The organism is Chloroflexia bacterium SDU3-3, from assembly GCA_009268125.1.
Taxonomy (GTDB): domain Bacteria; phylum Chloroflexota; class Chloroflexia; order Chloroflexales; family Roseiflexaceae; genus SDU3-3.
Window position 1 is genome coordinate 393,184 of sequence record WBOU01000001.1, and the last position, 23,189, is coordinate 416,372.

18 protein-coding genes are annotated in these 23,189 nt (G+C 64.6%); 11 read left to right on the top strand and 7 right to left on the bottom strand.

Annotation, left to right across the window (positions count from 1 at the left end; translation table 11 throughout):
- Positions 1–87 precede the first annotated feature (87 nt).
- Positions 88–957, bottom strand: coding sequence for a LysR family transcriptional regulator (locus F8S13_01790; protein KAB8145836.1), 870 nt, complete (start codon positions 955–957; stop codon positions 88–90).
- Positions 958–1,074: 117 nt separating this feature from the next.
- On the opposite strand from F8S13_01790, the gene F8S13_01795 reads away from it, so the two are divergent.
- Entirely contained in the window at positions 1,075–1,743 is a 669-nt protein-coding gene (locus tag F8S13_01795; protein ID KAB8145837.1) for a type 1 glutamine amidotransferase domain-containing protein, read from the top strand.
- Between the two features lie 75 nt (positions 1,744–1,818).
- On the opposite strand, the gene F8S13_01800 is transcribed toward F8S13_01795, so the two are convergent.
- On the bottom strand, positions 1,819–2,931 hold the full coding sequence (locus tag F8S13_01800; protein ID KAB8145838.1) for a 3-deoxy-7-phosphoheptulonate synthase: 1,113 nt from the start codon (positions 2,929–2,931) through the stop codon (positions 1,819–1,821).
- 94 nt (positions 2,932–3,025) lie between these two features.
- Positions 3,026–3,388: a hypothetical protein gene (locus F8S13_01805; protein KAB8145839.1), complete on the bottom strand. Its 363-nt coding sequence runs from the start codon at positions 3,386–3,388 to the stop codon at positions 3,026–3,028.
- A gap of 177 nt (positions 3,389–3,565) precedes the next feature.
- Between F8S13_01805 and F8S13_01810 the strand changes: the two genes are divergently transcribed.
- Positions 3,566–4,066 (top strand): hypothetical protein, encoded by a 501-nt coding sequence (locus F8S13_01810; protein ID KAB8145840.1) that lies wholly within the window; start codon positions 3,566–3,568, stop codon positions 4,064–4,066.
- Between the two features lie 151 nt (positions 4,067–4,217).
- On the opposite strand, the gene F8S13_01815 is transcribed toward F8S13_01810, so the two are convergent.
- A complete protein-coding gene (locus F8S13_01815) occupies positions 4,218–4,982 on the bottom strand; it encodes an SDR family oxidoreductase (GenBank protein KAB8145841.1) in 765 nt (254 codons plus the stop codon).
- 131 nt (positions 4,983–5,113) lie between these two features.
- Between F8S13_01815 and F8S13_01820 the strand changes: the two genes are divergently transcribed.
- Both F8S13_01820 and F8S13_01825 read left to right on the top strand, forming a co-directional pair.
- Positions 5,114–5,992 carry a helix-turn-helix domain-containing protein gene (locus tag F8S13_01820; GenBank protein KAB8145842.1) on the top strand — a complete coding sequence of 293 codons (879 nt, stop codon included), beginning with the start codon at positions 5,114–5,116 and terminating at the stop codon, positions 5,990–5,992.
- A gap of 23 nt (positions 5,993–6,015) precedes the next feature.
- Entirely contained in the window at positions 6,016–6,213 is a 198-nt protein-coding gene (locus tag F8S13_01825; protein ID KAB8146083.1) for a hypothetical protein, read from the top strand.
- A 53-nt stretch (positions 6,214–6,266) separates the two neighbouring features.
- On the opposite strand, the gene F8S13_01830 is transcribed toward F8S13_01825, so the two are convergent.
- The gene (locus F8S13_01830; protein ID KAB8145843.1) at positions 6,267–7,514 is read right to left on the bottom strand and encodes a S8 family peptidase; all 1,248 of its coding nucleotides are present in this window, start codon (positions 7,512–7,514) and stop codon (positions 6,267–6,269) included.
- 704 nt (positions 7,515–8,218) lie between these two features.
- Here F8S13_01830 and F8S13_01835 point away from each other — a divergent pair.
- Positions 8,219–11,512, top strand: coding sequence for a response regulator (locus F8S13_01835; protein KAB8145844.1), 3,294 nt, complete (start codon positions 8,219–8,221; stop codon positions 11,510–11,512).
- On the opposite strand, the gene F8S13_01840 is transcribed toward F8S13_01835, so the two are convergent.
- Positions 11,513–12,721: a radical SAM protein gene (locus F8S13_01840; protein ID KAB8145845.1), complete on the bottom strand. Its 1,209-nt coding sequence runs from the start codon at positions 12,719–12,721 to the stop codon at positions 11,513–11,515. It lies immediately after the preceding gene.
- Positions 12,722–13,330: 609 nt separating this feature from the next.
- On the opposite strand from F8S13_01840, the gene F8S13_01845 reads away from it, so the two are divergent.
- From F8S13_01845 to F8S13_01870, 6 genes are all read left to right on the top strand, one after another.
- Positions 13,331–14,884 (top strand): extracellular solute-binding protein, encoded by a 1,554-nt coding sequence (locus F8S13_01845; protein ID KAB8145846.1) that lies wholly within the window; start codon positions 13,331–13,333, stop codon positions 14,882–14,884.
- A 142-nt stretch (positions 14,885–15,026) separates the two neighbouring features.
- Positions 15,027–17,378, top strand: a complete 2,352-nt coding sequence (locus F8S13_01850; GenBank protein KAB8145847.1) for a DUF5110 domain-containing protein — start codon at positions 15,027–15,029, stop codon at positions 17,376–17,378.
- A 57-nt stretch (positions 17,379–17,435) separates the two neighbouring features.
- Positions 17,436–18,350: a sugar ABC transporter permease gene (locus F8S13_01855; GenBank protein ID KAB8145848.1), complete on the top strand. Its 915-nt coding sequence runs from the start codon at positions 17,436–17,438 to the stop codon at positions 18,348–18,350.
- Positions 18,351–18,359: 9 nt separating this feature from the next.
- Positions 18,360–19,238, top strand: a complete 879-nt coding sequence (locus tag F8S13_01860) for a carbohydrate ABC transporter permease (GenBank protein KAB8145849.1) — start codon at positions 18,360–18,362, stop codon at positions 19,236–19,238.
- 13 nt (positions 19,239–19,251) lie between these two features.
- The gene (locus tag F8S13_01865) at positions 19,252–19,659 is read left to right on the top strand and encodes a hypothetical protein (GenBank protein KAB8145850.1); all 408 of its coding nucleotides are present in this window, start codon (positions 19,252–19,254) and stop codon (positions 19,657–19,659) included.
- Positions 19,660–20,049: 390 nt separating this feature from the next.
- Positions 20,050–21,198: a LacI family DNA-binding transcriptional regulator gene (locus F8S13_01870; GenBank protein KAB8145851.1), complete on the top strand. Its 1,149-nt coding sequence runs from the start codon at positions 20,050–20,052 to the stop codon at positions 21,196–21,198.
- Positions 21,199–21,747: 549 nt separating this feature from the next.
- Here the strand turns inward: F8S13_01870 and F8S13_01875 are convergent.
- The gene (locus tag F8S13_01875; GenBank protein KAB8145852.1) at positions 21,748–23,124 is read right to left on the bottom strand and encodes a sugar ABC transporter substrate-binding protein; all 1,377 of its coding nucleotides are present in this window, start codon (positions 23,122–23,124) and stop codon (positions 21,748–21,750) included.
- Positions 23,125–23,189: the final 65 nt, after the last annotated feature.

A 23,189-nucleotide genomic window follows, 5' to 3' on the forward strand; every position in this document is an offset into this window, starting at 1 on the left:
CCGGCACGCGGTATCGCGCCATCTGCTGCATCGGAATGGCCCGCCCGAAAAAGTAGCACCTGTTGAGGGCATCAACCCCAACCGCCCTTATACGCGCTCGCGGAGCGCGTCGGCGATCTGCCGCAGATCTGGGCGGTCGCGGTCGATCCGGCGGGTCGCAAGCCACAGCTCGTTGGTGGCAGGCTGGGGCGCGCGCCACAGCTCGTGGATACGGCCCTCGGCTAGGGCCTGGCGGCAGAGATAGGCGGGCAGCACGCTCAGGCCGTGGCCCAGCGCCACCGCCTCGACCAGAATGCGTAGATCGGGGATGATCACCGCCGGGCGGAAGGGCGGGCGTACCTGAAAGTGCTGCCGCCAGAAGCGACGGATGATCGGCAGGTCGGCGGCGTAGCTGAGCCAGGGCTGGACCGACATCCAGCGCTGCAGCTGCTCGACATCGCCCTCGGGCGGCACATGGCCGCTGGCCGCAATCAGGATGAACTCCTCCTCGGCAAACAGCGTGTAGTCCACCTGCATGGCTGGCACCCGCTGCGAGGAGATCACCAGATCTAGCTCGCCCTGCTCCAACAGCGGGATGAGCGCCTGCGGCATGCCGAACTGCACCGCCAGCCGCAGCGGCAGCGGCAGCAGCTTGGCCATGGCAACCTGGCCGATGTACTCGGGCGGGCCGCCCACCCGCACCAGCGGGCGCTCGTCGGCGGCGAGGCGCAGCTGCTGACTGGTTATGTCGAGCGCATCCAGCGCAGGCGCGACCTGGGTGTAGAGCTCCTTGGCATACTCGGTGGGTAGCATCCGGCGCGGCAGGCGCTGAAATAGCGGCTGGCCCACCGCATGCTCAAGCGCGGCCAGGTGCTGGCTGACCGCAGGCTGGGTCAGGAAGCGCGCCTTGGCCGCCCGCGACACGCTGCCCGTGCGGTAGATCGCAATGAAACTCTGGTACCATGTGAGGTCGATCATAAATAATCTTATGGTTTGGCGATAAAATGATTATTTGAATTATAGCATCTCGCCCACTATACTCAGGCTATCGAGCGGCGATAGCGCCGCATACGATCAAAAAAGAGGTAGCAGATAATGGCAAAACGTATTCTGATGGTCGTCACCAGCCACGATATCATCCCAGCAACCAACACACCGACCGGGCTCTGGTTCGAAGAGTTCGCAACGCCGTACAACATCCTGCGCGAGGCCGGGGTGGCGATCACCACCGCAAGCCCCAGGGGCGGCGTGGTGCCGATCGACCCCAACAGCCTGCCCGTGCCCGACGACGCGCAGGATGCCTACGCGGCGCTCCAGCAGACCCTGCCGCTCGCCGAGGTCAGCGCCGCTGGGTTCGACGCGATCTTTCTGCCGGGCGGTCACGGCACCATGTTCGACCTGCCCGAGAGCGGCGCGCTGCACCAGCTGCTGCGCGCCTTCGCCGAGGGCGATAAGGTGATAGCGGCAGTATGCCACGGCCCCGCAGGCCTGGTCGGCGCGACGCTCTCCGACGGCACACCGCTGGTGGCGGGCAAGACCATCACCGCGTTCACCAACGACGAGGAGGAGGCCGCCCAGCACACCAACGATATGCCATTTTTGCTGGAGTCGCGGCTGCGCGAGCTGGGCGCGGTCTTCGTGCCCCAGCCCAACTGGAGCGACCACATCGAGCAGGATGGCAAGCTGATCACCGGCCAGAACCCGCAGTCGAGCGCCAGCATCGCCAGGGCGGTGGCAGATGCGCTGGCCGCCGTGGCGGCGTAGCAGCAACATACCAATGCCCCAGGCCGCAGTGTGCGGCCTGGGGCATTGGTATATCGCATAGAGAAGCGCAGGCAGCTAGCTGGCGCTCGCCGCACGGCGGGCCTGCACCGCGCCCGCCAGCTCGCGCAGCACCTGCACGGTGGTCTCCCAGCTCATGCAGCTGTCGGTGATGCTCTGGCCATAGACCAGCTGCTTGGGGTCATCCAGATCCTGCCGCCCCTCCACCAGAAAGCTCTCCAGCATCACGCCCACGATCCCGCGCTCGCCCTCGGCCACCTGCGCGGCGATCTCACTGGCCACCACCGGCTGGCGGCGGAAGTCCTTGCGGCTGTTGTCGTGGCTGGCATCGATGATCACGCGCTCGGGCAGGGCGGCCTTGCGCAGCCCCGCCAGCGTGCTCTGCACGCTCTCGCGGTCGTAGTTGGGGCTGGTGCGCCCGCCGCGCAGCACCACGTGGCAGTCGGGGTTGCTGCGGGTGGTGACAATGGCCGCCAGGCCCTGCTCGGTAACGCTCAGGAAGCTGTGCGCGGCCCCGGCGGCGCGGATGGCGTCGATCGCCATCTGCACGCTGCCGCCCGTGCCGTTCTTGAAGCCCACCGGCATCGACAGACCCGACGCGAGGTTGCGGTGCACCTGGCTCTCGGTGGTGCGCGCCCCGATGGCCGCCCAGCTGACGGCATCGGCGAAGAACTGCGGCGAGATCGGGTCGACAAACTCGCAGCTGACCGGCAGGCCAAGCTCGACAATATCGATCAGCAGGCGGCGGCCCATGCGCAGGCCGTCATTCACCGCAAAGCTGCCATCCAGGTAGGGGTCGCTGATCAGGCCGCGCCAGCCGACGGTGGTGCGCGGCTTCTCGAAGTAGACCCGCATCACCAGCAGCAGGTCGCGCTCGAACTCGGGCAGCGCAGCGGCCAGCCGCCGCGCGTACTCCAGCGCCGCCGTGGTGTCGTGCACCGAGCACGGGCCGACCACCACGATCAGCCGGTCGTCGCGCCGATCGAGGATGTTCACCATCTCCTCGCGATGCCCGCTCACGGTTCGCGAGGCCGCTGGCTTCAGCGGCAGCTCTTCCATCAGGATGGCTGGCGGCAGCAGGGGCCGGTAGCCCACAATGCGCAGGTCGCGGGTGCGCGGCGTCGCGTCCGCATCCGATGCGTGGCGCGGTTCGCCACTGGTATTGGTCATGTCCGTGTGCTCCGCTTCTGTTCAGTATCGTCACATCTCCGCAGCACTGCAGGATACCATACTGTGGGCCTGCAGCCTGCAGCGATCAAAAACGCTAGGCCGCAGGCTCGTCGATCGGCTCCCAGCTGTCCAGATCGTCGCCGTGCCACTGGTGGCGCAGCTGGTGCCAGCTGGCCATATCGCGCTCCTGCGGGCTAAAGCGGCTGATCAGGTACTCGATGAAGGCCTCGCGCCCGGGGTCGCCCGCCAGGATGAGCGCATACTCGCCCTGGGGGTCTACCAGCACATATTCCTGACCCCCATCAGCAGCGGCCCGCGATTCGATCGTAAAAAAGACGCCAAACGAGCGCGGGTTCTGAACCAGCAGATAGGCGTCATAGATCGATCGGTAGCTGAACTCGCGCTCCTCGTCAAGCACATAATCCACCCAGTCCTCGTAGCTGTAAAATTCTTTCATGGCGCATTCCTCCTGCATAGCGGGGCACCAGTGCGATGCAGGGAAGTATACACCTTTACCGCGCTTGCCTTGCGCCGCGCCCGCAGCGTGGAACAAAAGCGGCAGGCAGCCGTCATACAGGCAGGCGGACGCTGCCGATAGGCAGCTGTCGATAGGCTCTACGAAGGGAGAAAGACGATGGTAGCAGCGATGCAGAATCACCGGCGGCATGTCCGCTTTTGGCTGGCGGGGGCGGTAGCGCTGCTCGTCGCGGGTGGGCTGCTGTGGGCGTGGGGGGCGGCGGCCAGCACGCCGCTGCGCAAAAACCAGCAGCTGTGGGCCGACCGTCGGCCAGCCGCGTATCAGTATGTGCTGCAGATCTCGTGCTTCTGCCCCACCCAGATCACCAGCCCGGTGCGTGTGACCGTGCGCGAAGGCATGCAGCCCGAGCTGCGCTACACCGACAGCGACGAACCGGTGGAGGCCAGCTTCTTCGCGCAGGCGGTGCCGATCGAGGGCATGTTCGCGATCATCCAGACCGCGCAGGACAATCGCGCCGCGCGGCTGGATGTGCGCTACGACCCAGCGTATGGCTACCCCAGCCAGGTGGCGATAGATGGCGGATTCGAGATCGCCGATGATGAGATCAGCTACACCATCAGCCAGTTCTCGCCGCTGGCCGGGGAGGCCAAGCCATGATCGCAGCCGAACAGCTGGACGCCCTGCTGCCTGCGCGTGGGCGGCCCTCGACCCTGCACAGCGCGTGCTACTGGGCCGCGCCCATGGAGCAGGCGGCGCGCTCATGCTCCAGGGCGCTGGTGCGGGCGGGCTAGGCCGGGCAACGGGCAAATCACAGCTGCGAGCCGCCGGTCGCATCCAGCAGCTGCCCCGTGACCCATCGGCCATCGGGCGAGGCCACAAAGCCCACCACGTCGGCCACATCCTCGGGCTGGCCCACCCGCCCGAATGCCGAGTAGGCCGCCGCCTGGGCGTGGGCCTCGGGCACGCGCATCCACTCCGCATTCATGTCGGTCTCGATGATGCCTGGCAGCACCGCATTGACTGTGATCCCGCGCCCGCCGAGCTGCTTGGCCAGCATCAGCGTGAATGTGTTCAGCGCACCTTTGGTCATGCTGTAGGCCGCCGTCTCGGGGTAGGCGATCCGCGTCACACCCGAGGAGATGGCGATGATCCGCCCGCCATCGCGCAGCTGCGGCAGCAGCCGCTGGGTCAAGAAAAACACCGAGCGCACATTCACCGCGAACACCTGATCGAACACATCCTCGCTCGTCTGCTCGATCGAGACGCGCGGCGAGATCCCGGCGTTATGCACTAGAATATCAAGCGATGTGCTGCCGGTGCGCTCGCGCAGGGCTGGGGCCAGCGCATCGCAGAGCGCCGCCGCCCCGCCTGGCTGGCCCAGATCGGCCCCAACCGCAAACGCCTGGCCGCCCGCCGCCGCGATCGTGGCCAGCGTGGCCTCGGCGGCCTCGCGGCGAGCGCCGTAGTGCACCGCCACCAGCGCCCCATCGCGGGCCAGCCGCAGCGCAATGGCCCGCCCGATCCCACGGCTCGCGCCGGTGACCAGCGCAACCTTCCCCGAGAGTGTGCCCATATCTCTACCCCAGATCTCCTGAGCGGCGGCAGCGATCGCTCAGGCCTTGTGGAAAACTGCCGCAGACCCACTATAATAGGCACAGCACCGCGCAGCCAGGGAGCGCTGCTCCTAGGCTTATCGAAAGAACTATGACATCAAACCCCAACGTTGATATACGGCGGCGCACGATGCTGGGCGACTTCCTGCGCACGCGCCGCGCCAGGCTGCGGCCCGAGCAGATCGGCGTGCCCACCTCAGGCGGGCGGCGGCGCACGCCGGGGCTGCGCCGCGAGGAGGTGGCCGAGCAGGCCGGGGTAAGCGTCGAGTGGTACACCTGGATCGAGCAGGGCCGCGATATCCATGTCTCCAGCAGCGTGCTGCAGAATATCGCGCGGGCACTGCGGCTCAGCGCCGACGAGCAGCTCTACCTAGCCATCCTCACCACCCCCGCCGCCCTCCTCCCCGATCCCTTTCCCGCGGGCGGCACGCTGGAAAGCTACCAGCAGATGATCGAGGCGCTGCCCTACAGCCCGGCCTATATCACCAACCGCATGATGGATGTGGTGGCCTGGAACCGCGCCGCAGATCTGGTGTTTGGCCAGCTAGACGCCGTGCCCGCAGGCGAGCGCAACTTCCTGCAGCTGCTCTTCCTCGACCACGACTTCCGCCAGCGATTCGACGACTGGGATAGCGTCGCGCAGGGCACCGTGGCCGGGTTCCGCATCACCGCTGGCCGCCAGCTGGACAGCCCCAAGACCGCCCAGCTGATCGCTACGCTCAGCCAGCGCAGCCAAGCGTTTCGACAGCTGTGGAGCCAGCACGATGTGCAGAACAGCTGCGCGCCACAGCGCACCATGCTGCACCCGCTGGCCGGGGCGCTCCGCTTCACCGTGCTCAGCTTCCAGATCGGCGGCGACCCCGATCTGCGCTGCTGTGTCCACACGCCCGCCGACCCGCCCACCGCAGCCGCGCTCAGCGCGCTGCTGCCAGCCCCAGCCAAGCCGCCGCTGCTAGGAGCCAGACCGTGACCAATACCACCCACTGGTGCAAAATGATGCGCACGCAGCTCGCGCAGATCTGCGAGCAGCACCCCGACCCCTTCGACTGCCCCGATATGCTGGTGTACTATAGCCCGCAGAGCAACACCTACGGCCTGATCATCCACGACGGCGGCAGATCGAGCATCCACATAGACTACTGCCCATGGTGCGGGGCAGCCCTGGGCAAGCAAAAACGCACGACCGCCTAACAAAAAGCGAGGGCGGTGGGTATAGCCCACCGCCCTCGACAGCCCGCCCCGCGCTAGAGCCCGACCATGTTCAGCAGCAGATTTGGCGTGCCGATGCGGTTGCTCTTGATCACATTTGGCACCGCGTGGCTATCTAGCCAGGCGCAGATCGTGGCCGCCCCCACATCGCCGTAGGTGGCCTTGTACAGCGCCGCCACGCCGGTGACATGCGCCGCCGACATCGACGTGCCGCTAAGGGTCTTGGCTGTATCGCCTGGCCATGTGGATTTGATCGCTACGCCAGGGGCATAGGCATCCACACACGAGCCATAGTTCGAAATGAGCGATCGGACATCCTTCTTATCTACCGCCGCCACGGTATATGCGGCAGGGGCGCTAGCGGGCGAGACATTGCATGCATTCCGCGTCTCGTTGCCCGCCGCCACCACCACAAACACGCCCGAAGCCACCAGATCAGCCACCGCCGCGTTGATCGCCGCCGAGTAGTCGCCGCCGATCGAGATATTGGCCACCGCCATCGGCAGGTGATTATTCGCCACCCAGGTGATGCCATCCACTAGCTCGGCCACGGTGGCGGTGCCATCGCAATCCAGCACGCGCACCGCATGAAGGTTGGCCTGCTTGGCTACCCCATAGGTCGCGCTGCCGATCGTGCCTGCCACATGGGTGCCGTGGCCGTGGCAGTCTAGCCCGTCGCCGCCCAACACATCGTAGGCCACCGAGGCGCGCCCGCCAAACTCGGGCAGGGAGACATCAATCCCCGAGTCGAGAATGTAGACATTCACCCCCGCGCCGGTGCTCTCGTAGCTATAGGTGTATGAGAGCGGCAGGCTGCGCTGGTCGATCCGGTCAATACCCCACGCCGACTCCGAGCCAACCACCTCCAGGCCCTGCATGCGCAGCCGCCGATCCTGCTCGATCGCCGCCACATCGGGCGCGCGGCGCAGCCCTTCGAGCTGGGCCGCGCTGAGGTCGGCCACAAAGCCCGCGTGGCTACGCGCGAACACGCGGCGGGCCTGCAGGCCACGCGCCTGGATGAGCGGCTGTGCGTGCCGACCTGGCTTCATGGTGATAATATAGCGCCCCGGCACGCCATCGGCAGCCGATGCAGATTGGATGGGGAGAGGGGAGGGGGCCGCCTGCACCGCCAAGGCGAAAGGAAGCTGCAGCGCGACCGCAAATAGCACGAGGTAGAGCTTTGTGGTGTGTTTCATGGGATGGCCTCCGCTATATACAAAACCGATGGTTTCACGGCGTATGGGTGTGTTTCGGGTTTGCCGGGCCAACCATGAAGAAGACATCCGCCTTGGTTCACATCGTGCATCAGGGCGGATGTCTTCAGTACATGATTGTTCTATTGTCGCGGGTAAATCTACGTGTCGTTAAGCATCTACTTTGATTATAGAACTCTATTCAGCGCTATGTCAATGGCAGCACCATCATCCACAAAAATACTCGTTTACCCTTTTGCAATCGAAAATAGTCACAGAACTGTATAGAAAAGATTGCATTTTTGGAAATATTTTTGATTACAAAAATTTTAGCATCGAAAATAATACTAATATCAAATATTTTGATATTAGTATATTATTTAATGCAAATCAAATTATTTAGCAGTAAATCAATTTTAAAAACACTATAATATAGTAATTCAAATCTATCAACCTCCGAGGATAAACAGGGCCTATACGTTCTCCAGGAGCCATAAGCTAGCGCGAACGGGCAAGGCTGCAAGCACTGCCGACGTTCGCCCCCGCGCACTATGCCCCTATGTGAGGCCTTTGCCTGCTCCACTTCATGCTTCGGGGCTTCGTTGTGCCTTGGTCTCTTGGATCTTGGTGGTAAAACGTTCTGCCGAACGAGAACACATATCCGCACGCCAAGCATTGCGGCTATCAAGCCATTTTGCGCCTATCTTGTACGCCTTTTGCCATACATACGCGCTATACTCGGCATGTCGGCAGAATCTTGGCGGCTGACGCACCTATGAAGAAGCGACACCCCCATGCAAAAATCATCGCTACCAGCAAATGAAGCCGAGCGCCTCGCAGCGCTGTATAACTACGACATCCTCGACACCGACCCCGAAGCCGATTTCAACAGCCTGGTGCAGCTTGCCGCCAGCATCTGCGGCACCCCGATGGCGCTCATCACCTTTATCGAGAGCGACCGCCAGTGGTTCAAGGCCCAGATCGGTATAGAGACCAACCAGACCTCACGCGAGGTCTCCTTCTGCGCCCACGCCATCCACCAGCCAACAGAAATTTTCGAGGTGCCAAACGCCCTTGAGGACCAGCGATTCTACGACAACCCTCTGGTCACCGCCGATCCCAACATCCGCTTCTACGCAGGGATGCCGATCGTCGATCCCGAGCAGCACGCGCTCGGCACGCTGTGTGTGCTCGACCATACGCCGCGCACGCTCACCCCGTTCCAGCGTGATGCGCTACGCACCTTGGGCCGCCAAGTCATGTTGCTGCTTGAGCAGCGGCTCAAGATCCGGGCGCTCGAAGAAGCCATAGACGAACGGCAGCAGATCGAGGCCGCGCTGCACAGCAGCCAGCTACGCTACCGCGCCACCATCGGCGCAATGACCGAGGGCGTGGTGCTCCAAGGCCCCAACGGCGTGGTCTACTCGTGCAACCGCAGCGCCGAAGACATCCTCGGCATCAGCGCCCAGCAGATCGAGCGGCCAGACACTATAGAGGCAGGCTGGAAGATCTGCTACGAGGATGGGCGCGACTGCCCCATAGATGAGCACCCGGCGCTGGTCGGGTTCCGCACCGGAAAGCCTCAGCGCGATATCACCCTGGCCATCCACAAGCCCGATGGGCAAGTGACATGGATCCTGCTCAATGTGCAGCCGCTCTTCGAGCAGGGTGAGCAATCGCCCTACGCCGTTGTCTCATCATTCTCCGACATCACCGCGCGCAAGCAGGCCGAGCAGGTGCTGCTCGACAGCGAGCGCCAGTACCGCCAGCTGTTCGAGGGCAACCAGGCCCTCCAGATGCTCATCGACCCAGCAACTGCCCGGATCATCGATGTCAACCCAGCCGCCTGCAAATTCTATGGCTACCCCCACAGCACCCTCACCTCGATGTATGTCTATGACCTCAACCTGCTCTCCCCAGAGCAGGTGCTGGCAGCGACCAAGCAAGCAGAACAGACCACCCACAGCGTCTTCCATTTTCAGCACCGCATCGCCGATGGCAGCATCCGCGATGTCGAAGTCTACAGCAGCCCGATCGATATCGATGGGCATGTGCTGCTCCACACGATCATCCACGACATCACCGAGCGCCGCGCTGCCGAGTGCGCGCTGCAAGATGCCAAAGAGGCCGCCGAGGCCGCCGTGCGCGCCCGATCAACCTTCCTGGCCAATATGAGCCACGAGATCCGCACCCCCATGAATGGCGTGATCGGCATGACCAGCCTGCTGCTGGATAGCAACCTCTCATCCGAGCAGCGCGACTATGCCGAAACCATCCGCCGCAGCGGCGAGTCGCTGCTCACCATTATTAATGATATTCTCGACTTCTCGAAGATCGAAGCTGGGAAACTTGAGCTAGAGATGCTGGATTTCGACATGCGGATCTTGATCGAAGATGTGCTGGATCTGCTGGCCGAACATGCCGAGCGCAAGGGCCTGCTGCTCACCTGCATCGTCGAACACAGTGTGCCGCAGCGGCTGCGCGGCGACCCTGGGCGTATTCGTCAGATCCTAACGAACTTGGTGAGTAACGCGATCAAGTTCACCCACCAGGGCGAGGTGATCGTGCAGGCTCGGCTAGAAAGCCAGAACAGCGAGCAGAGCACGATCGAAATAGCCGTGCAAGACACCGGCATCGGGATCAGCGCACAGGGCCAGGCCCAGCTGTTCCAGCCCTTCTCGCAGGCCGATAGCTCTACCACTCGACTCTATGGCGGCACCGGCCTCGGCCTCTCGATCTGCCGCCAGCTAGTGCTGCTGATGGGCGGCGACATCCGCCTCGACAGCACGCCACAGATGGGCTCAACATTTACCTTCACCCTGCAGCTGCCGCAGCCGCTGCACCCCGCCCCAGCCAAGCAGCAGGCCGAGGATCTGCGCGGCCGCCGCGTGCTGATCGTCGACGATCATCTGACCAGCTGTATGCTGCTCACCCAGCTGACCGAGAGCTGGGGCATGCATGCCACCGCCATCGATCAGCCGCTAGAGGCCATCCAGATGCTCCGCAAGGCGGCCATGGGCAAGAAACCCTACGATGTGGCCATCCTCGACATCGCCATGCCGGTGCTGGATGGCCTAAGCCTCGCGCGCCAGATCAAGGCCGATGTGCTGCTGCAGGCTACCCCGCTGCTTATGGTCACGGCCTTCTCGCAGCGCGGCGATGGCCGCGCCGCACGGCTGGCCGGCGCATCGGCCTACCTCAGCAAGCCCCTACGCCAGGAGCAGCTGTTCGCCGCGCTCGCCGCGCTCTTCTCCAGCGGCGAGCAGCCCCACAGCGCGCCCCAGATCGTCACCAAACACACGATCAGCGAGCAGGCCAGCATCAAGCACGGGCGGATCTTGGTGGTGGATGACAACGCGGTAAATCAGAAGGTGGCCGTGCACCTGCTTGAGCGGCTGGGCTATAAAGCCGATGTCGCAGCCAACGGGATCGAGGCGCTCGACGCCCTAGCGAGAATACAGTATACGCTGGTGCTGATGGACTGCCACATGCCCGAGATGGATGGATTCGCCGCAACATCCGCCATCCGCCAGCGCGAGGGGCATGCGCGCCACACGCCGATCATCGCGCTCACCGCCAGCGCCCTGCAAGGCGAGCGCGAGCGCTGCCTCTCCTCGGGGATGGACGACTATATCTCGAAACCGGTCACCCGCGATGCGCTGGCCAGCGCGCTGACCCGCTGGATCGCTCAACAGGAGCCGTCCGCCACCGCCAGCCCAAAGGATAGCGCTGCGCTGATCGACATGAGCCTGATCGATGATCTTGTCAACGACAGCGGGTCAAAAAGCTACGATCTGCTCAGCGAGCTGCTGCAGATCTTCGAGCGCGATACGCCGTCGCATCTGGATCGACTATTTCAGGCGATCCGCACCAACGAGGCCGCCGACGTGAGCGCCCAGGCGCATACCATCAAGGGCAGCGCGGCCAACCTGGGGCTAGCAGCGCTGGCCAAATACTGCGGTCAGATCGAGCAGCTGGCAGCTGCTGGGGTGATCAGCGACCCAGGCACAAGCGAGCCGACGCTCACCACGCTCTATCAGCAGTCGATGCAAGCCATGCACACAATCCTGGCGCAATCGAACACCTAGCTAGTAGAGGAACTCTTCGATATGGTAGAGCGCAACCTTGGGCGGCGGGCCAGGCCACGAGCGTACGGCCGACCGAATCGTGGCGAGCTGGGCATCCAGCTGCGCGGGCGACAGCGCCTCGCTGCCGAGCGCCCGCATGTCCTGCTCGTAAGGGCTGCCCGGCGGCGGGATCAGCGGCGAAACGTATACGATATCGCCCACGCCAAGCTGCATCTCGCCGAGCCGCATCAGGGTGTTTGCGCAGTGCTGGTCGGCCAGGCGCGCCCCACCCGCGCCCGCCAGCACGATCACGCCCACCTCAAGGCCAGCCCGCTTCATCGTATGCACGGCCTCCACGCACGCGGCGGGCGATCCAGGCTTGCGCAGCAGCGCGAACACCTCGTCATCCCCCGTCTCCATGCCAATATAGACGCGGCGCAGCCCCAGCTCGCGGAGCTGGCGGTAGTCATCCTCGGTCTTGCGCGTGGCCCCAAAGATGTCTAGAAATGAATAGATGCCCTGCGCCCCGCTGGCCACACCGGGCAGCTCGTCGTGGATGACCCGGATCTGCTCAAGCAGGCGCGGCTGCGGCACGATCAGCGCGTTGGCATCGCCCAGAAACACCGATCCGCGCATGCTGATGCCCTGGCCCAAGAAAGCCAGCACATCGCGCACGTGCTGGCGAAAGGCGACAGGCGCTTTGATCCGGAACGGGCGATCGAGGTAGAAGGTGCAGAAGCTGCAGCGGTTCCAGCTGCAGCCCTCGGCAGATTGGAAGACCACCGAGCGGTACTGATCGGGCGGGAGGATGCTGACCGGCTTGTAGATGGCCGCGAACTGCTGGCGCTCGCGCTCGCGGCGGTCGGCATCCCAAGCCAGGATGGTGTCGAGCCAGGCGGCGAGGTCGGCGCGGCCTGCCGTGGGCAGGGCGGGGGCGATGCTGCGCAGGTGGTCGATCAGGCGGGCCTCGACCTGCTCGGACTCGGCGGTAGCCAGGCGGCGGCGCAGCTTGGGGGCATTGGGCCGCACCTGCTTGAGCACCATGTCGCCGTTGAGCGCGCGGCAGTAGGTGGCCCCATCCATCACGGCGCTCACCAGGCGGCCCGCGCGGTCGAAGGCGGCGGTGGTGGTGAGGTTTTCCGAGATGGTGAGCATGTTATGCTTGGCAGCTATGTAGAGCGCCGAATTAGCGTGCTGGGTGCTGGCGATATGGGGGGTGAGCTCGATCATTGGGTTGGCCTTTGCGTGAAATGCTGGTCGCTGCGATTATACCAGGGTTCGTTGGGGATTGGCGACAGGGCCTATACCTTCTCAACATGCCAGCGATATTCACCACCAAGACGCCAAGACACCAAGGAACAAAAAGAAACGGATACCACAACGGCGCGAAGACACAGAGGGGAAAAGCAAGCGAACTCGTAATGGGCATACCGCGCTGGAACAAACATCGACACTGTTTTCAGCGTTGCTGATCGGCCCCAGCGCGACGGCTGCGTAGAACGCATCCACCATGGACTGAGGGCAGATGCTATTGACAGGGTATAGGCTTCGTGCTATTATTGAACCGTTTCAAAGATAGTGTTCACACAACCAGCTAAACAACGCAGCGATGCGCGTGATGAGATCTGTTTTGCCCAGGTAGTGTTTATCGTACACATTATTCGGCAAAACCTGACAAGATCACATACATATCCTGCGTTTCCAACCCAGGAAGGGATGGGCATTCCTTTTTTTACCCTGATTTTTGAAACGGTTCAAACAACCAGAGGAGGTCAGCTCAACCAGCCAACAACGCCCGCAACCACAATGACGTAAGCTAATCTCATAGAGGAGTCTGCCATGTCCATAACCAATATCCGCTGGGGCTCGCTGATCCCGTGCGCACTCGTGGCCGCCGTGCTCAGCTCGTGCAGCGGAGCCACCGCACCCGCCGCCACCGAGGCACCCGCCGCTGGCAACGCCACCGAGGCACCTGTGTCCGCCACCCAGGCTCCCGCCGCAGCCGACGCCACCACAGCCGCACCCGCAGCCGACGCCGCCACCGCACCCGCAGCGGCAGGCGTACTGCCGTCCATCATCAAGATGCCCGAGCAGATCGCCGGGGGCCGCCCCGTGACCATCTCGGTGGTGGGCAAGCCCGCCGAGTCGCAGCCCGAGTCGCTGGCCAGCTGGACCGCCCAGGTCGAGCGCTTCGAGAAGCGCTACCCCAACGTCACGATCAACGGCACCGACTACGCCTACAGCCCCGACACCTTCGCCACCCTCGTGGCCGGCAAGCAGGTGCCCACGCTCTTCGAAGTCTACCTCTCCGACCCGTCGAAGATCATCGACCAGGGCATCGCCGCCGACCTGACCAGCGTGTTCGACGCCAACAAGCTGCAGGATGTGTTCAACCCCAACATCCTCTCGATCACCTCGAAGGATGGCAAGGTGTACGGCATCCCGCGCTTCGCCTACGCCATGGGCCTTGGCTACAACCTCCAGATGCTCAAAGACGCCGGGTTCAGCGCGCCGCCCAAGACATGGGAGGAGCTGGCGACCATGGCGCAGAAGCTGACCAAGCGCGATGAGGGCGTCGCCGGGTTCTCGTTCATCACCGACGGCAGCGGCGCGTCGGGCTGGCAGTTCACCACGCTGGCCTACACCTGGGGCGCGAAGCAGGGCAGCATCGTGAAGCAGAACGCCGACGGCAGCTACACCGCCGGGTTCGCCGAGGGCGCGCCGGTGGATGCCATGCAGTATGTGAAGGATCTGCGCTGGAAGTACGACGTGCTGCCGCGCGAGAACCTGAACTGGAACCGCAACGGCGAGGCGCTGGCCACGGGCCGCGCGGCCATGGTGGTGATCGCGGGCGACCAGTACACCTGGATCCGCACCACCTTCCCCGATGTAGACATGAGCCAGTTCGGCTATGCGCCGCTGCCCGCAGGCCCGGATGGCAAGAGCGTCTCACTGGTGGGCGGCAACATCGCCATGGTCAGCGCCAGCGCCAGCGACGACGAGAAGGAGGCCGCCGCCTACTTCCGCCTGTGGACACAGTTCGACCCCAGCGAGATCCAGATCGGCTACGACAACAGTAAGAAAGACCCGACCGTGGTAGTGGGCCAGCCGGTGCTGCCGCTCTACGTGGGCGACTACCAGAAGGCCGCGCAGGCGCTCCAGGCCCAGTACGCCAACCTGCCGGTGGCCAACTACGCCCCGTTCATCGACGCCGTGACGGCGGAGCAGGTGAGCCTTGAGCCGGAGCCTGCGACCGCCGGGCAGGAGTACTACGCCGCGATCGGCACCGTGGTCAGCAGCATCCTCACCGATCAGTCGGTGGAGCCTGCCGCCGCGATGAAGGGCGCGTCGGACACGTTCCAGGCCAACGTGCTCAATCTGCTGAAGAAGTAGCGATCGCGCCGTATATCACATCTTCTGCGGGAAGCGACATGCTTCCCGCAGAAGATGCGATCTTCTGAAAAAAAGCACATCCTCTGCGCATGTGTCAAAAGAAGAAGAAAAGCTCCCTTTTGTCCTTTGGAGAAAATACCCTATGAGCGGTTCATTCAAACAACTTGGCGCGGTGCAGTCGCACCGCCTCGAAGGCAGCACGCTGAGCCTGGCATTTGGCGGGCCGGTGCTTGCGATCACCACGCTGACCGACCAGATCATGCGAGTGAGGCTGGCCCCCACAGGCAGCTTCGCGCCGCGCCGCTCGTGGGCGGTGGCCGCCCCCGACGAGGAGTTCCCCGGCGCAGCCGCCCAGGTGGCGCACGAGGGCGGGGTGATCACGCTGCGCACGGCGGCGCTGGCGGCCCATGTGGATACGGCCACGGGTGCGCTGCGCTTCACCACGGCGGATGGCCGCGCGTTCTGCGCCGACGAGGTCGGGGCCGAGTGGCAGGACGGCGGCGGCCAGGTGCGCTGCGCCAAGCAGATCGCGGCGGGCGAGCACTTCTACGGCTTCGGCGAGCGCACCGGCCAACTGGACAAGCGCGGCCAGCTGCTGAGCAACTGGACCACCGACCAGTACCGCTACGGCCCCTGCACCGACCCGCTGTATATCGCCATCCCCACCTTCATGGCGCTGCGGCCTGGCCTGGCCTACGGCGTATTCTTCAACAACACCTGGCGCAGCAGCTTCGACGTGGGCGCGGCCCGCGCGGGCGCGCTGCAGATCTGGGCCGAGGGCGGCGAGCTAGACTATTATGTCGTGTATGGCCCGCGCCCCGAGGCGGTATCGCAGGGCCTCGCGCAGATCTTGGGCACCATGCCGCTGCCGCCACGCTGGGCGCTGGGCTACCACCAGAGCCGCTGGAGCTACGGCAGCGACGCCGAGACCCGCCAGCTGGCCGAGCAGTTCCGCAGCCGCCAGATCCCGCTGGACGCCATCCACCTCGACATCGACTATATGCGCGGCTACCGCGACTTCACCTGGAACGACGAGGCCTTCCCCGACCCCGCCGCCCTGGTGGCCGACCTGCGGCGCGCGGGCGTGCGCGTGGTGCCGATCATCGACGCGGGCGTGAAGGCCGACCCCGAGTACGGCGTGTTTATCGACGGCAGCGAGCGCGACATGTTTCTGCGCCGCGCCGACGGCGAGGTGTTTCACGGCTACGTGTGGCCCGACGACTCGGTGTTCGCCGACTTCCTGCGGCCCGAGGTGCGCGCGTGGTGGGGCCAGCAGCAGCGCCCGCTGGCCGAGCTGGGCATCGGCGGCATCTGGAACGACATGAACGAGCCGACCGTGTTCGACCTGCCCTTCAGCCAGGGCGGCGGGCTGCCCCACACCATCGACCTGGATGCGCCCCAGGGGCCTGCGGGCGAGCAGACCACCCACGCCGAGGTGCACAACCTCTACGGCTCGAACATGGCCCAGGCATCCTACCAGGGCATGCGGATGGTGAGCGACGAGCGGCCCTTCGTGCTCACGCGCTCGGGCTTCGCGGGGGTGCAGCGCTGGAGCGCCTGCTGGATGGGCGACAACTGCTCGCGCTGGGAGCATATGGAGATGACCATGCCCCAGCTGATGAACATGGGGCTCTCGGGCGTGCCGTTCGTGGGCACCGATATCGGCGGCTTCTACGATAACGCCACCGGCGAGCTGTTCGCGCGCTGGATGCAGCTGGGCGCGCTGGTGCCGTTCGCGCGCGGGCACTCGACGGCGGGCACCGCACGCCACGAGCCGTGGGCCTTCGGGCCGGAGGTGGAGGCGATCTGCCGCGAGTACCTGGCCCTGCGCTACCGGCTGATGCCCTACCTCTACAGCCTGTTCTGGGAGGCATCGCAGCGCGGCACACCGGTGATGCGCCCGCTGCTCTACCACTTCCCCGACGACACCGCCACCTACGGCATCCACGACCAGTTCATGCTCGGCCCATGGCTGCTGGCCGCGCCGGTCTACCACGCCGACCAGCGCTGCCGCCACGTCTACCTGCCCGAGGGCACCTGGCACGACTGGTGGACCGGCGAGGTGACAAGCGGCCCGGCACACATCCTGGCCCAGGCCCCGCTGGAGCGCATGCCGCTGTATGTGCGCGGCGGCGCGATCGTGGCCAGCGGCCCGGCCAGCCTGCACGCGCATGAAGGCCCGCTGGCCGCGCTGACCCTAGACATCTACCCCGGCGATGGCGAGTGGACCCACTACGATGATGACGGCATCAGCTTCGCCTACGAGCGCGGCGAGTGCAGCACCACCCGCTACCGCGTGGGCCGCACCCCACAGGGCCTGCGCTTCGAGGCCCAGCCCCGCCAGGGCAGCTACCGCGTGCCGCCTCGCCCGCTGACCCTGCGCTTCCACGGCGCGGCGGCCCAGGGCGGCGGCTACGACGCGGCGACCCAGGTGCTGACGGTGGAGCGGCGCGACGACGGCCAGCCCTTCCAGCTCGACATCGCCCTTGCCTAGCAGCTCTACCGCCGCGCCCAGGTGTGCTGGTCGCGGCGGCTCAAGAAAGCTAAAGAAATGCGATCTTCGACGATCCCCTCAGCCAAAGCCCCGGCCATCAAGCGCCGCCGCATCCGCTGGCGCGAGCAGATCCCGGCGTGGCTGTTCTTGCTGCCCGCCCTGGTGGTGTTCGCCTACTTTGTCTGGTACCCCATGCTGGTGGCGATCGGCTACAGCTTCCAGCACGTGAGCCTGGTGGGCGAGTCGACCTGGGTTGGCCTCTCGAACTACCAGCGCATGCTCGCCGACCCGCTGTTCGTAACGGCCTGGCAGAACATTTTCAACTACACCCTGCTCAGCCTGGTGTTCGGCTTCTTCGTGCCGGTGCTGCTGGCGCTGATGATCAACGAGATGCGCCGCGCCACGCCGTTCTTCCAGCTGGTCTACTACCTGCCCACGCTCATCCCCGTCACCATCGCGCTGCTGGTCTGGCGGCAGATCTACGCCCCCGAGGGCGGCCTGCTCAACAGCCTGCTGCAGATGGTGTCGCTACCGCCGCAGCTGTGGCTGCAGAACCCCGCGCTGGCCAAGTTCGCGATCGTGATCATCATGACATGGGCTGGGGCGGGCGGCACCGTGCTGATCTACCTGGCCGCGCTGCAGGACATCCCCATGGAGCTGTACGAGGCCGCCGAGCTAGATGGCTTCGGCCCCTGGCAGCGCGTGCGCTACATCGCCATCCCCAACCTAGCATCCAAGATGCAGGTGCTGCTGGTGCTGCAGATCATCGCCGTGGTGCAGGTGTTCGCCGAGCCAATGCTGCTGACCGAGGGCGGCCCGGCCAACAGCACGCTGACGCCAGTGCTGGCCAGCTACCGCATCGCCTTCCTGCAGAACGACTTTGGGCTGGCCTCGGCCTGGAGCATCACGCTGCTGGTGGTGCTCTCGATCTTCTCGATCATCCACGTGTGGGCTTCCAACCGCAACAGCTAGGAGTTTGCCATGAGCACAGTACAACGCGGTATCCTCTCGCACACCGAGGCGCGCTCGCTGGGCGGTCGGCTGACCTACTGGCTGATCTTCGCCTTTCTGCTGGCCCTGAGCCTGGCCTTCGTGTTCCCGTTCTTCTACGCGCTCACCGCCGGGCTGAAGAACAGCGCCGAGATCTACCGCCCCGGCCTGAACCTGCTGCCCAAGGTGGCGCAGTGGAAGAACTACGCCGACGCCTGGCAGCGCTTCAACATGCTGGGCATGTTCCGCAACAGCTTCGCGGTGGCGCTGGGCGGCGTGGCGGGACAGCTGCTGATCTCGTCGCTGGCGGCCTATAGCCTGGCGCGGCTGAAGCCGGTGGGCGGCAAGCTGATGCTGCTGATCTTCCTGATGAGCCTGGCCATCCCCGGCATCGCCTACATCATCCCGCTCTACATCACGCTGGTGCGGCTGCCCATCCTGAACATCAGCCTGCTGAACAACTACTGGGGCCTGTGGCTGCCCTACTCGGTCAGCGCCTTCGCCATCCTGATGCTCAAGAACTTCTTCGAGCAGATCCCACAGGATATCTACGATGCGGCGGCGGTGGATGGAGCCTCGCCGCTGCGGATCTTCTTCACGATCACGCTGCCGCTCTCGCGCTCGATCCTGCTGATCCTGGCGATGCTGAGCTTCGTGGGCCTGTGGAAGGATTTCATGCTGCCGCTGCTGGTGCTGCGCGAGGCCAGCCTGCAGCCGATCACGGTGCGGCTCTACACGCTGGTGCAGAACTTCCCGCAGAACCTGCAGCTGGCGGCGGCGTTTATGGCGATGGTGCCGCCGCTGATCGTGGCGTTCTTGATGCAGCGCTATATGAAGGGCGGCATGCTGCTGGGCAGCGTGAAGGGCTAGCGGCGCTGGTTTGATGATCAAGCTCGTTGGATTGGCAATAGAACTCGTCTGCACGACGATGAATCTTGTCGGATTGGCAACATATCTCGTTGGATTGGCAATAGAACTCGTTGGCGCGACGGTGAATCTTGTCGGATTGGCAACATATCTCGTTGGATTGGCAATAGAACTCGTTGGCGCGACGGTGAATCTTGTCGGATTGGCAACATATCTCGTTGGATTAGCAATCAATCTCGTTCGCGCGACAACTGATCTCGTCGGATTGTCGACAAAACTTGTTGGATTGGCAATACATCTCGTTTGCTCGGCGGTGAATCTTGTTTGCTCGGCGTTCAAACATGGTGCCAATTCTGCGATAGCGGGTTCTTGTTGTTGTTTGGTGTGTGCCCTGCGCGGGCGGCGGCTAGGGGCCTGCCCCTAGCAACCCCGCGAGGGGGCGATGCCCCCTTCGATCCCCCAATTTTGGGCGTTCCCGTGCCGAAAACTGGCGGCTGGTGTTCGTGCATATGGCCATCAAAACACGAGCAGCACCTTCGCCGCATGGGCCGGGTGGGTAAGGTTCGCTCCGTCGCTCTTTTCCATGACATTTCGTTCCCTTGGTGCCTTGGTGTCTTGGTGGTAAACGGTTCTCGTTCCCTTCGCGTCTTCGCTTCTTCGTGGTGAAAAACCTTCGTGGTAAATCGTTCTCTCGCCTCGGCCCTGGTTATTTGACAAGCGGGCAGGGCATCGGTACTATCTCAGCAGAAAGTCGCAGCGCTCTGTAGCCACACCAGCCACGGGCACGGCGCGCGGCAGCGAGCATATTCGCCATATGACAAACCTAAAACAGATCGCCGATCTTGCCAATGTCTCTATCCTGACGGCGTACCAGGCGCTGCGCGAGTATGGCGAAGTAGCCGCCGACGTGCGGCAGCGCGTGCGCCACGCCGCCGACGAGTCGGGCTACACGCTCAACGTCACCATCCGCGATGTGGCCGCGCTGGCCGGGGTGTCGGTGGGCACGGTGTCGCATGTGCTGAACGACAGCCCGCTGACCAAGCCCGAGACGCGCCAGCGCGTGCTGCAGGCGATCAGCGACCTGGAGTACCGCCGCAACAGCATCGCGCGCGGCCTGAAGTCGAACCAGAGCCGCCTGATCGGCTACGCCTGGCACAGCGCCGAAGACCCCATCCGCCGCAACACTCTGCTCGACCGCTTCCTCTACGACATCGCGCAGGCCGCCGAGTCGTGGGGCTACCACATCCTCACCTTCGCCCAGCCCGACCCCACCAGCATCCGCAGCTACGAGGAGCTGATCCAGATGACGCGGGTGGATGGCTTCGTGCTCTCGGACATCGCCTACAACGATGCGCGCATCGCCTACCTGCGCAAGACCGGGGTGCCGTTCGTGGCCTTCGGCCAGTCGCGCCCCGACTGGCAGATCCCCTCGGTGGATGTGGATGGCCAGCTGGGCATGCGCATGGCGGTGGAGCACCTGCTGGCGCGCGGGCACGAGCGGGTGGCGCTGCTGAGCTGGCCCGAGGGCGTGCGGATCGGCGACAGCCGCGCCCAGGGCTACATGGACGCCATGCGCAGCGCTGGCATCGAGCCGCCGCCGCAGTGGGTGGGGCACACCCGCAACGCGGTGGACCACGCGCTATTCGCCACCCAGCAGCTGCTGGCGGCCACACCGCGCCCCACCGCCATCGCCTGCGCCAACGACGTGATGGCCTTCGGCGTGATGCGCTACCTAGAGCAGGCCGGCCTGCGCGTGGGCGTCGATGTGGCCGTGACCGGCTACGACGACACGCCGGTGGCCGAGCTGCTGCAGCTCACGTCGGTGCGGCAGCCCACCGATGTGGTGGCGGTGCGCGTGATCGAGATGCTGATCGGCGAGATCCAGGAGACGCCGGTGGCGCGGCGCAATGTGCTGCTGGAGCCAAGCCTGGTGGTGCGGGCCAGCAGCCGCAGCCAGCGCTAGGGGGTCGGCGCGCTGGTATGCGCCAGGGCCGACCGGGCAACGCTCCAAGCATTTGCCGACGGGCGGCGCGGGTGCGCTACGAGGGATGGTGGCTCGATGAGCTGGGTGGATGCCCTGCTAGTGTCCCTTTTCACGGGCGTTCCTCTACTTTCTTTGGTGCCCATGCGCGGGCGGCACCGATGCTCTCACATTGCGGTCATCGCCTCCGATCCGATGACTGCAATGATCCGCAACGGGTGTAGGGGCGGGTCTGGTGCCCGCCCCATCGCAGGCCGCCGCAGGCATCGAACGCCAACCGATGAGAACAGCGCGTGGCGATGCAGATCTGCTTCGCGTTCATCGGCGTCATCGAATGCCCCTGCGATGGATACGATGAAACACGGCGTGGGCGGGCACCAGACCCGCCCCTACGTCACTGAACGCGTCGCGTGCATGAGCAACACCTTTTGCCCCCTTGGTGTCTTGGAGTCTTGGTGGTAAAACCATTTTCCCCTTCGCGCCTTCGTGTCCTCGTGGTAAACGGTTCTCTACCCGACCGGCCTGCGCGAGCTACGGCTGCTTCAGCAGCGTGGCGATCTTCGGCTCCATCTCCCTCACGGCCTCAGCGGCGGTGATCTTGCCCTCCCAGAGCTTGCCCAGCGACTCGCCCTCGATCTGCGACACCGGCTCATAGAGCGCGGTGATCGGCTGGTACATCGAGATGCGCACGGTATCGGTGGTGGGCAGGAAGGCATCCTTGTGCAGCGTGGGGCGCTCCTTGGGCCGCAGGAAGTCGTCGGTCTGCTGCAGGGCGCTCAGCGATGGCAGCATCTGCTGCAGCGAGACCAGCATGCGCACGCCGTGGCCCTCTGGCCCGGCCAAGAACTTCACGAACTCCCAGGCCTCATCGGGGTGGGCGGTGTGGGCGTTGATCACGAAGGCGCTGCCATCCACCCGCACCACGCGGGCCTTGCCGTGGGGGAAGGCGGCCAGATCCCACGAGAACGCGGCGTTGCGCAGGTACTGGGGCAGCTGGCGGTGGGCCAGCATGGTCATCGCCGCCTTGCCATCCAGGAAGAGGTCGCTCGACTCGCCGCGCTCGGCGGAGGTGGGCATCACGTGGTGCTTGGCGGTCAGGTCGGCCAGCCACTGCAGCGCATCCACCGAATCCTGCTCGCCCAGCAGGAACTGTGTGGGCGCGCGCTCGTCGTCAAACACACCGTGGCCAGTCTTGCTCCACAGGTACACCGGCCAGTAGTTGGTGAACTGATCGACGCCATACTGATCGACAGCGCCATCCCCATCTTTGTCCAGCGTGAGCTTCTGGGCGGCAGCCAGAAAATCATCCCAGGTCCAGTCGTCGGTGGGGTAGGGCAGGCCAGCCGCGTCGAACATGTCGCGGTTGTAGGCGATCACCACTGGCACGAGGTCGACGGGCAGTCCGTACTGCTTCTGGTCGAACTGGTACATCTCGAAGGCCTTCTGATCATAGGCGGCAGTGTCGATGCGATCGCGGGCGAGATAGGGGTTGAGGTCGAGCAGATAGCCGCTCTTGCCCATCTTGTCGACCTGGTAGACCTGGGGGTAGAAGATATCGGGGCCAGTGCCATCCGAGAGCGTCGACTGCAGCTGGGTCCAGTACTCGGAGGACACCGAGACATTCTCAAACTTGATCTTGATAGTAGGGTGGGTGCGCTCGAACTCCTCGATCACCGGCTTGGCGATCGTATCGACCCGCACCTTATCCCAGCGCATGTACCAGCGCAGGGTCACGGTATCGCTGCTGGGGGTGGGGGTAGCGGTGGGGGTGGCGGTGGGCGCGGGGGTCGGGGCGGGGGCGGTGGGCGCGGGCGCGGCGCGGCCCGCCTGCGTGCCGCAGCCCGCCAGCAGCACAGCGCTAAGCGCTAGCGCCACAGCGGTGGTGCGGCGAACTGGTGGCCAGATCATCCTGGATGCTCCTTGATGCAAACTATTTGCAGGTGGAATGATACCGGCCCAATATGAGCAATCTA

Coding starts and splice junctions, on each gene's coding strand:
- F8S13_01820 (KAB8145842.1), top strand. CDS start 5,114: ATGACATCAAACCCCAACGTTGATATACGGCGGCGCACGATGCTGGGC.
- F8S13_01840 (KAB8145845.1), bottom strand. CDS start 12,721: ATGATCGAGCTCACCCCCCATATCGCCAGCACCCAGCACGCTAATTCG.
- F8S13_01860 (KAB8145849.1), top strand. CDS start 18,360: ATGAGCACAGTACAACGCGGTATCCTCTCGCACACCGAGGCGCGCTCG.
- F8S13_01855 (KAB8145848.1), top strand. CDS start 17,436: ATGCGATCTTCGACGATCCCCTCAGCCAAAGCCCCGGCCATCAAGCGC.
- F8S13_01870 (KAB8145851.1), top strand. CDS start 20,050: ATGACAAACCTAAAACAGATCGCCGATCTTGCCAATGTCTCTATCCTG.
- F8S13_01875 (KAB8145852.1), bottom strand. CDS start 23,124: ATGATCTGGCCACCAGTTCGCCGCACCACCGCTGTGGCGCTAGCGCTT.
- F8S13_01790 (KAB8145836.1), bottom strand. CDS start 957: ATGATCGACCTCACATGGTACCAGAGTTTCATTGCGATCTACCGCACG.
- F8S13_01850 (KAB8145847.1), top strand. CDS start 15,027: ATGAGCGGTTCATTCAAACAACTTGGCGCGGTGCAGTCGCACCGCCTC.
- F8S13_01795 (KAB8145837.1), top strand. CDS start 1,075: ATGGCAAAACGTATTCTGATGGTCGTCACCAGCCACGATATCATCCCA.
- F8S13_01845 (KAB8145846.1), top strand. CDS start 13,331: ATGTCCATAACCAATATCCGCTGGGGCTCGCTGATCCCGTGCGCACTC.
- F8S13_01805 (KAB8145839.1), bottom strand. CDS start 3,388: ATGAAAGAATTTTACAGCTACGAGGACTGGGTGGATTATGTGCTTGAC.
- F8S13_01835 (KAB8145844.1), top strand. CDS start 8,219: ATGCAAAAATCATCGCTACCAGCAAATGAAGCCGAGCGCCTCGCAGCG.
- F8S13_01830 (KAB8145843.1), bottom strand. CDS start 7,514: ATGTCTTCTTCATGGTTGGCCCGGCAAACCCGAAACACACCCATACGC.
- F8S13_01865 (KAB8145850.1), top strand. CDS start 19,252: ATGATCAAGCTCGTTGGATTGGCAATAGAACTCGTCTGCACGACGATG.
- F8S13_01815 (KAB8145841.1), bottom strand. CDS start 4,982: ATGGGCACACTCTCGGGGAAGGTTGCGCTGGTCACCGGCGCGAGCCGT.
- F8S13_01825 (KAB8146083.1), top strand. CDS start 6,016: ATGATGCGCACGCAGCTCGCGCAGATCTGCGAGCAGCACCCCGACCCC.
- F8S13_01810 (KAB8145840.1), top strand. CDS start 3,566: ATGGTAGCAGCGATGCAGAATCACCGGCGGCATGTCCGCTTTTGGCTG.
- F8S13_01800 (KAB8145838.1), bottom strand. CDS start 2,931: ATGACCAATACCAGTGGCGAACCGCGCCACGCATCGGATGCGGACGCG.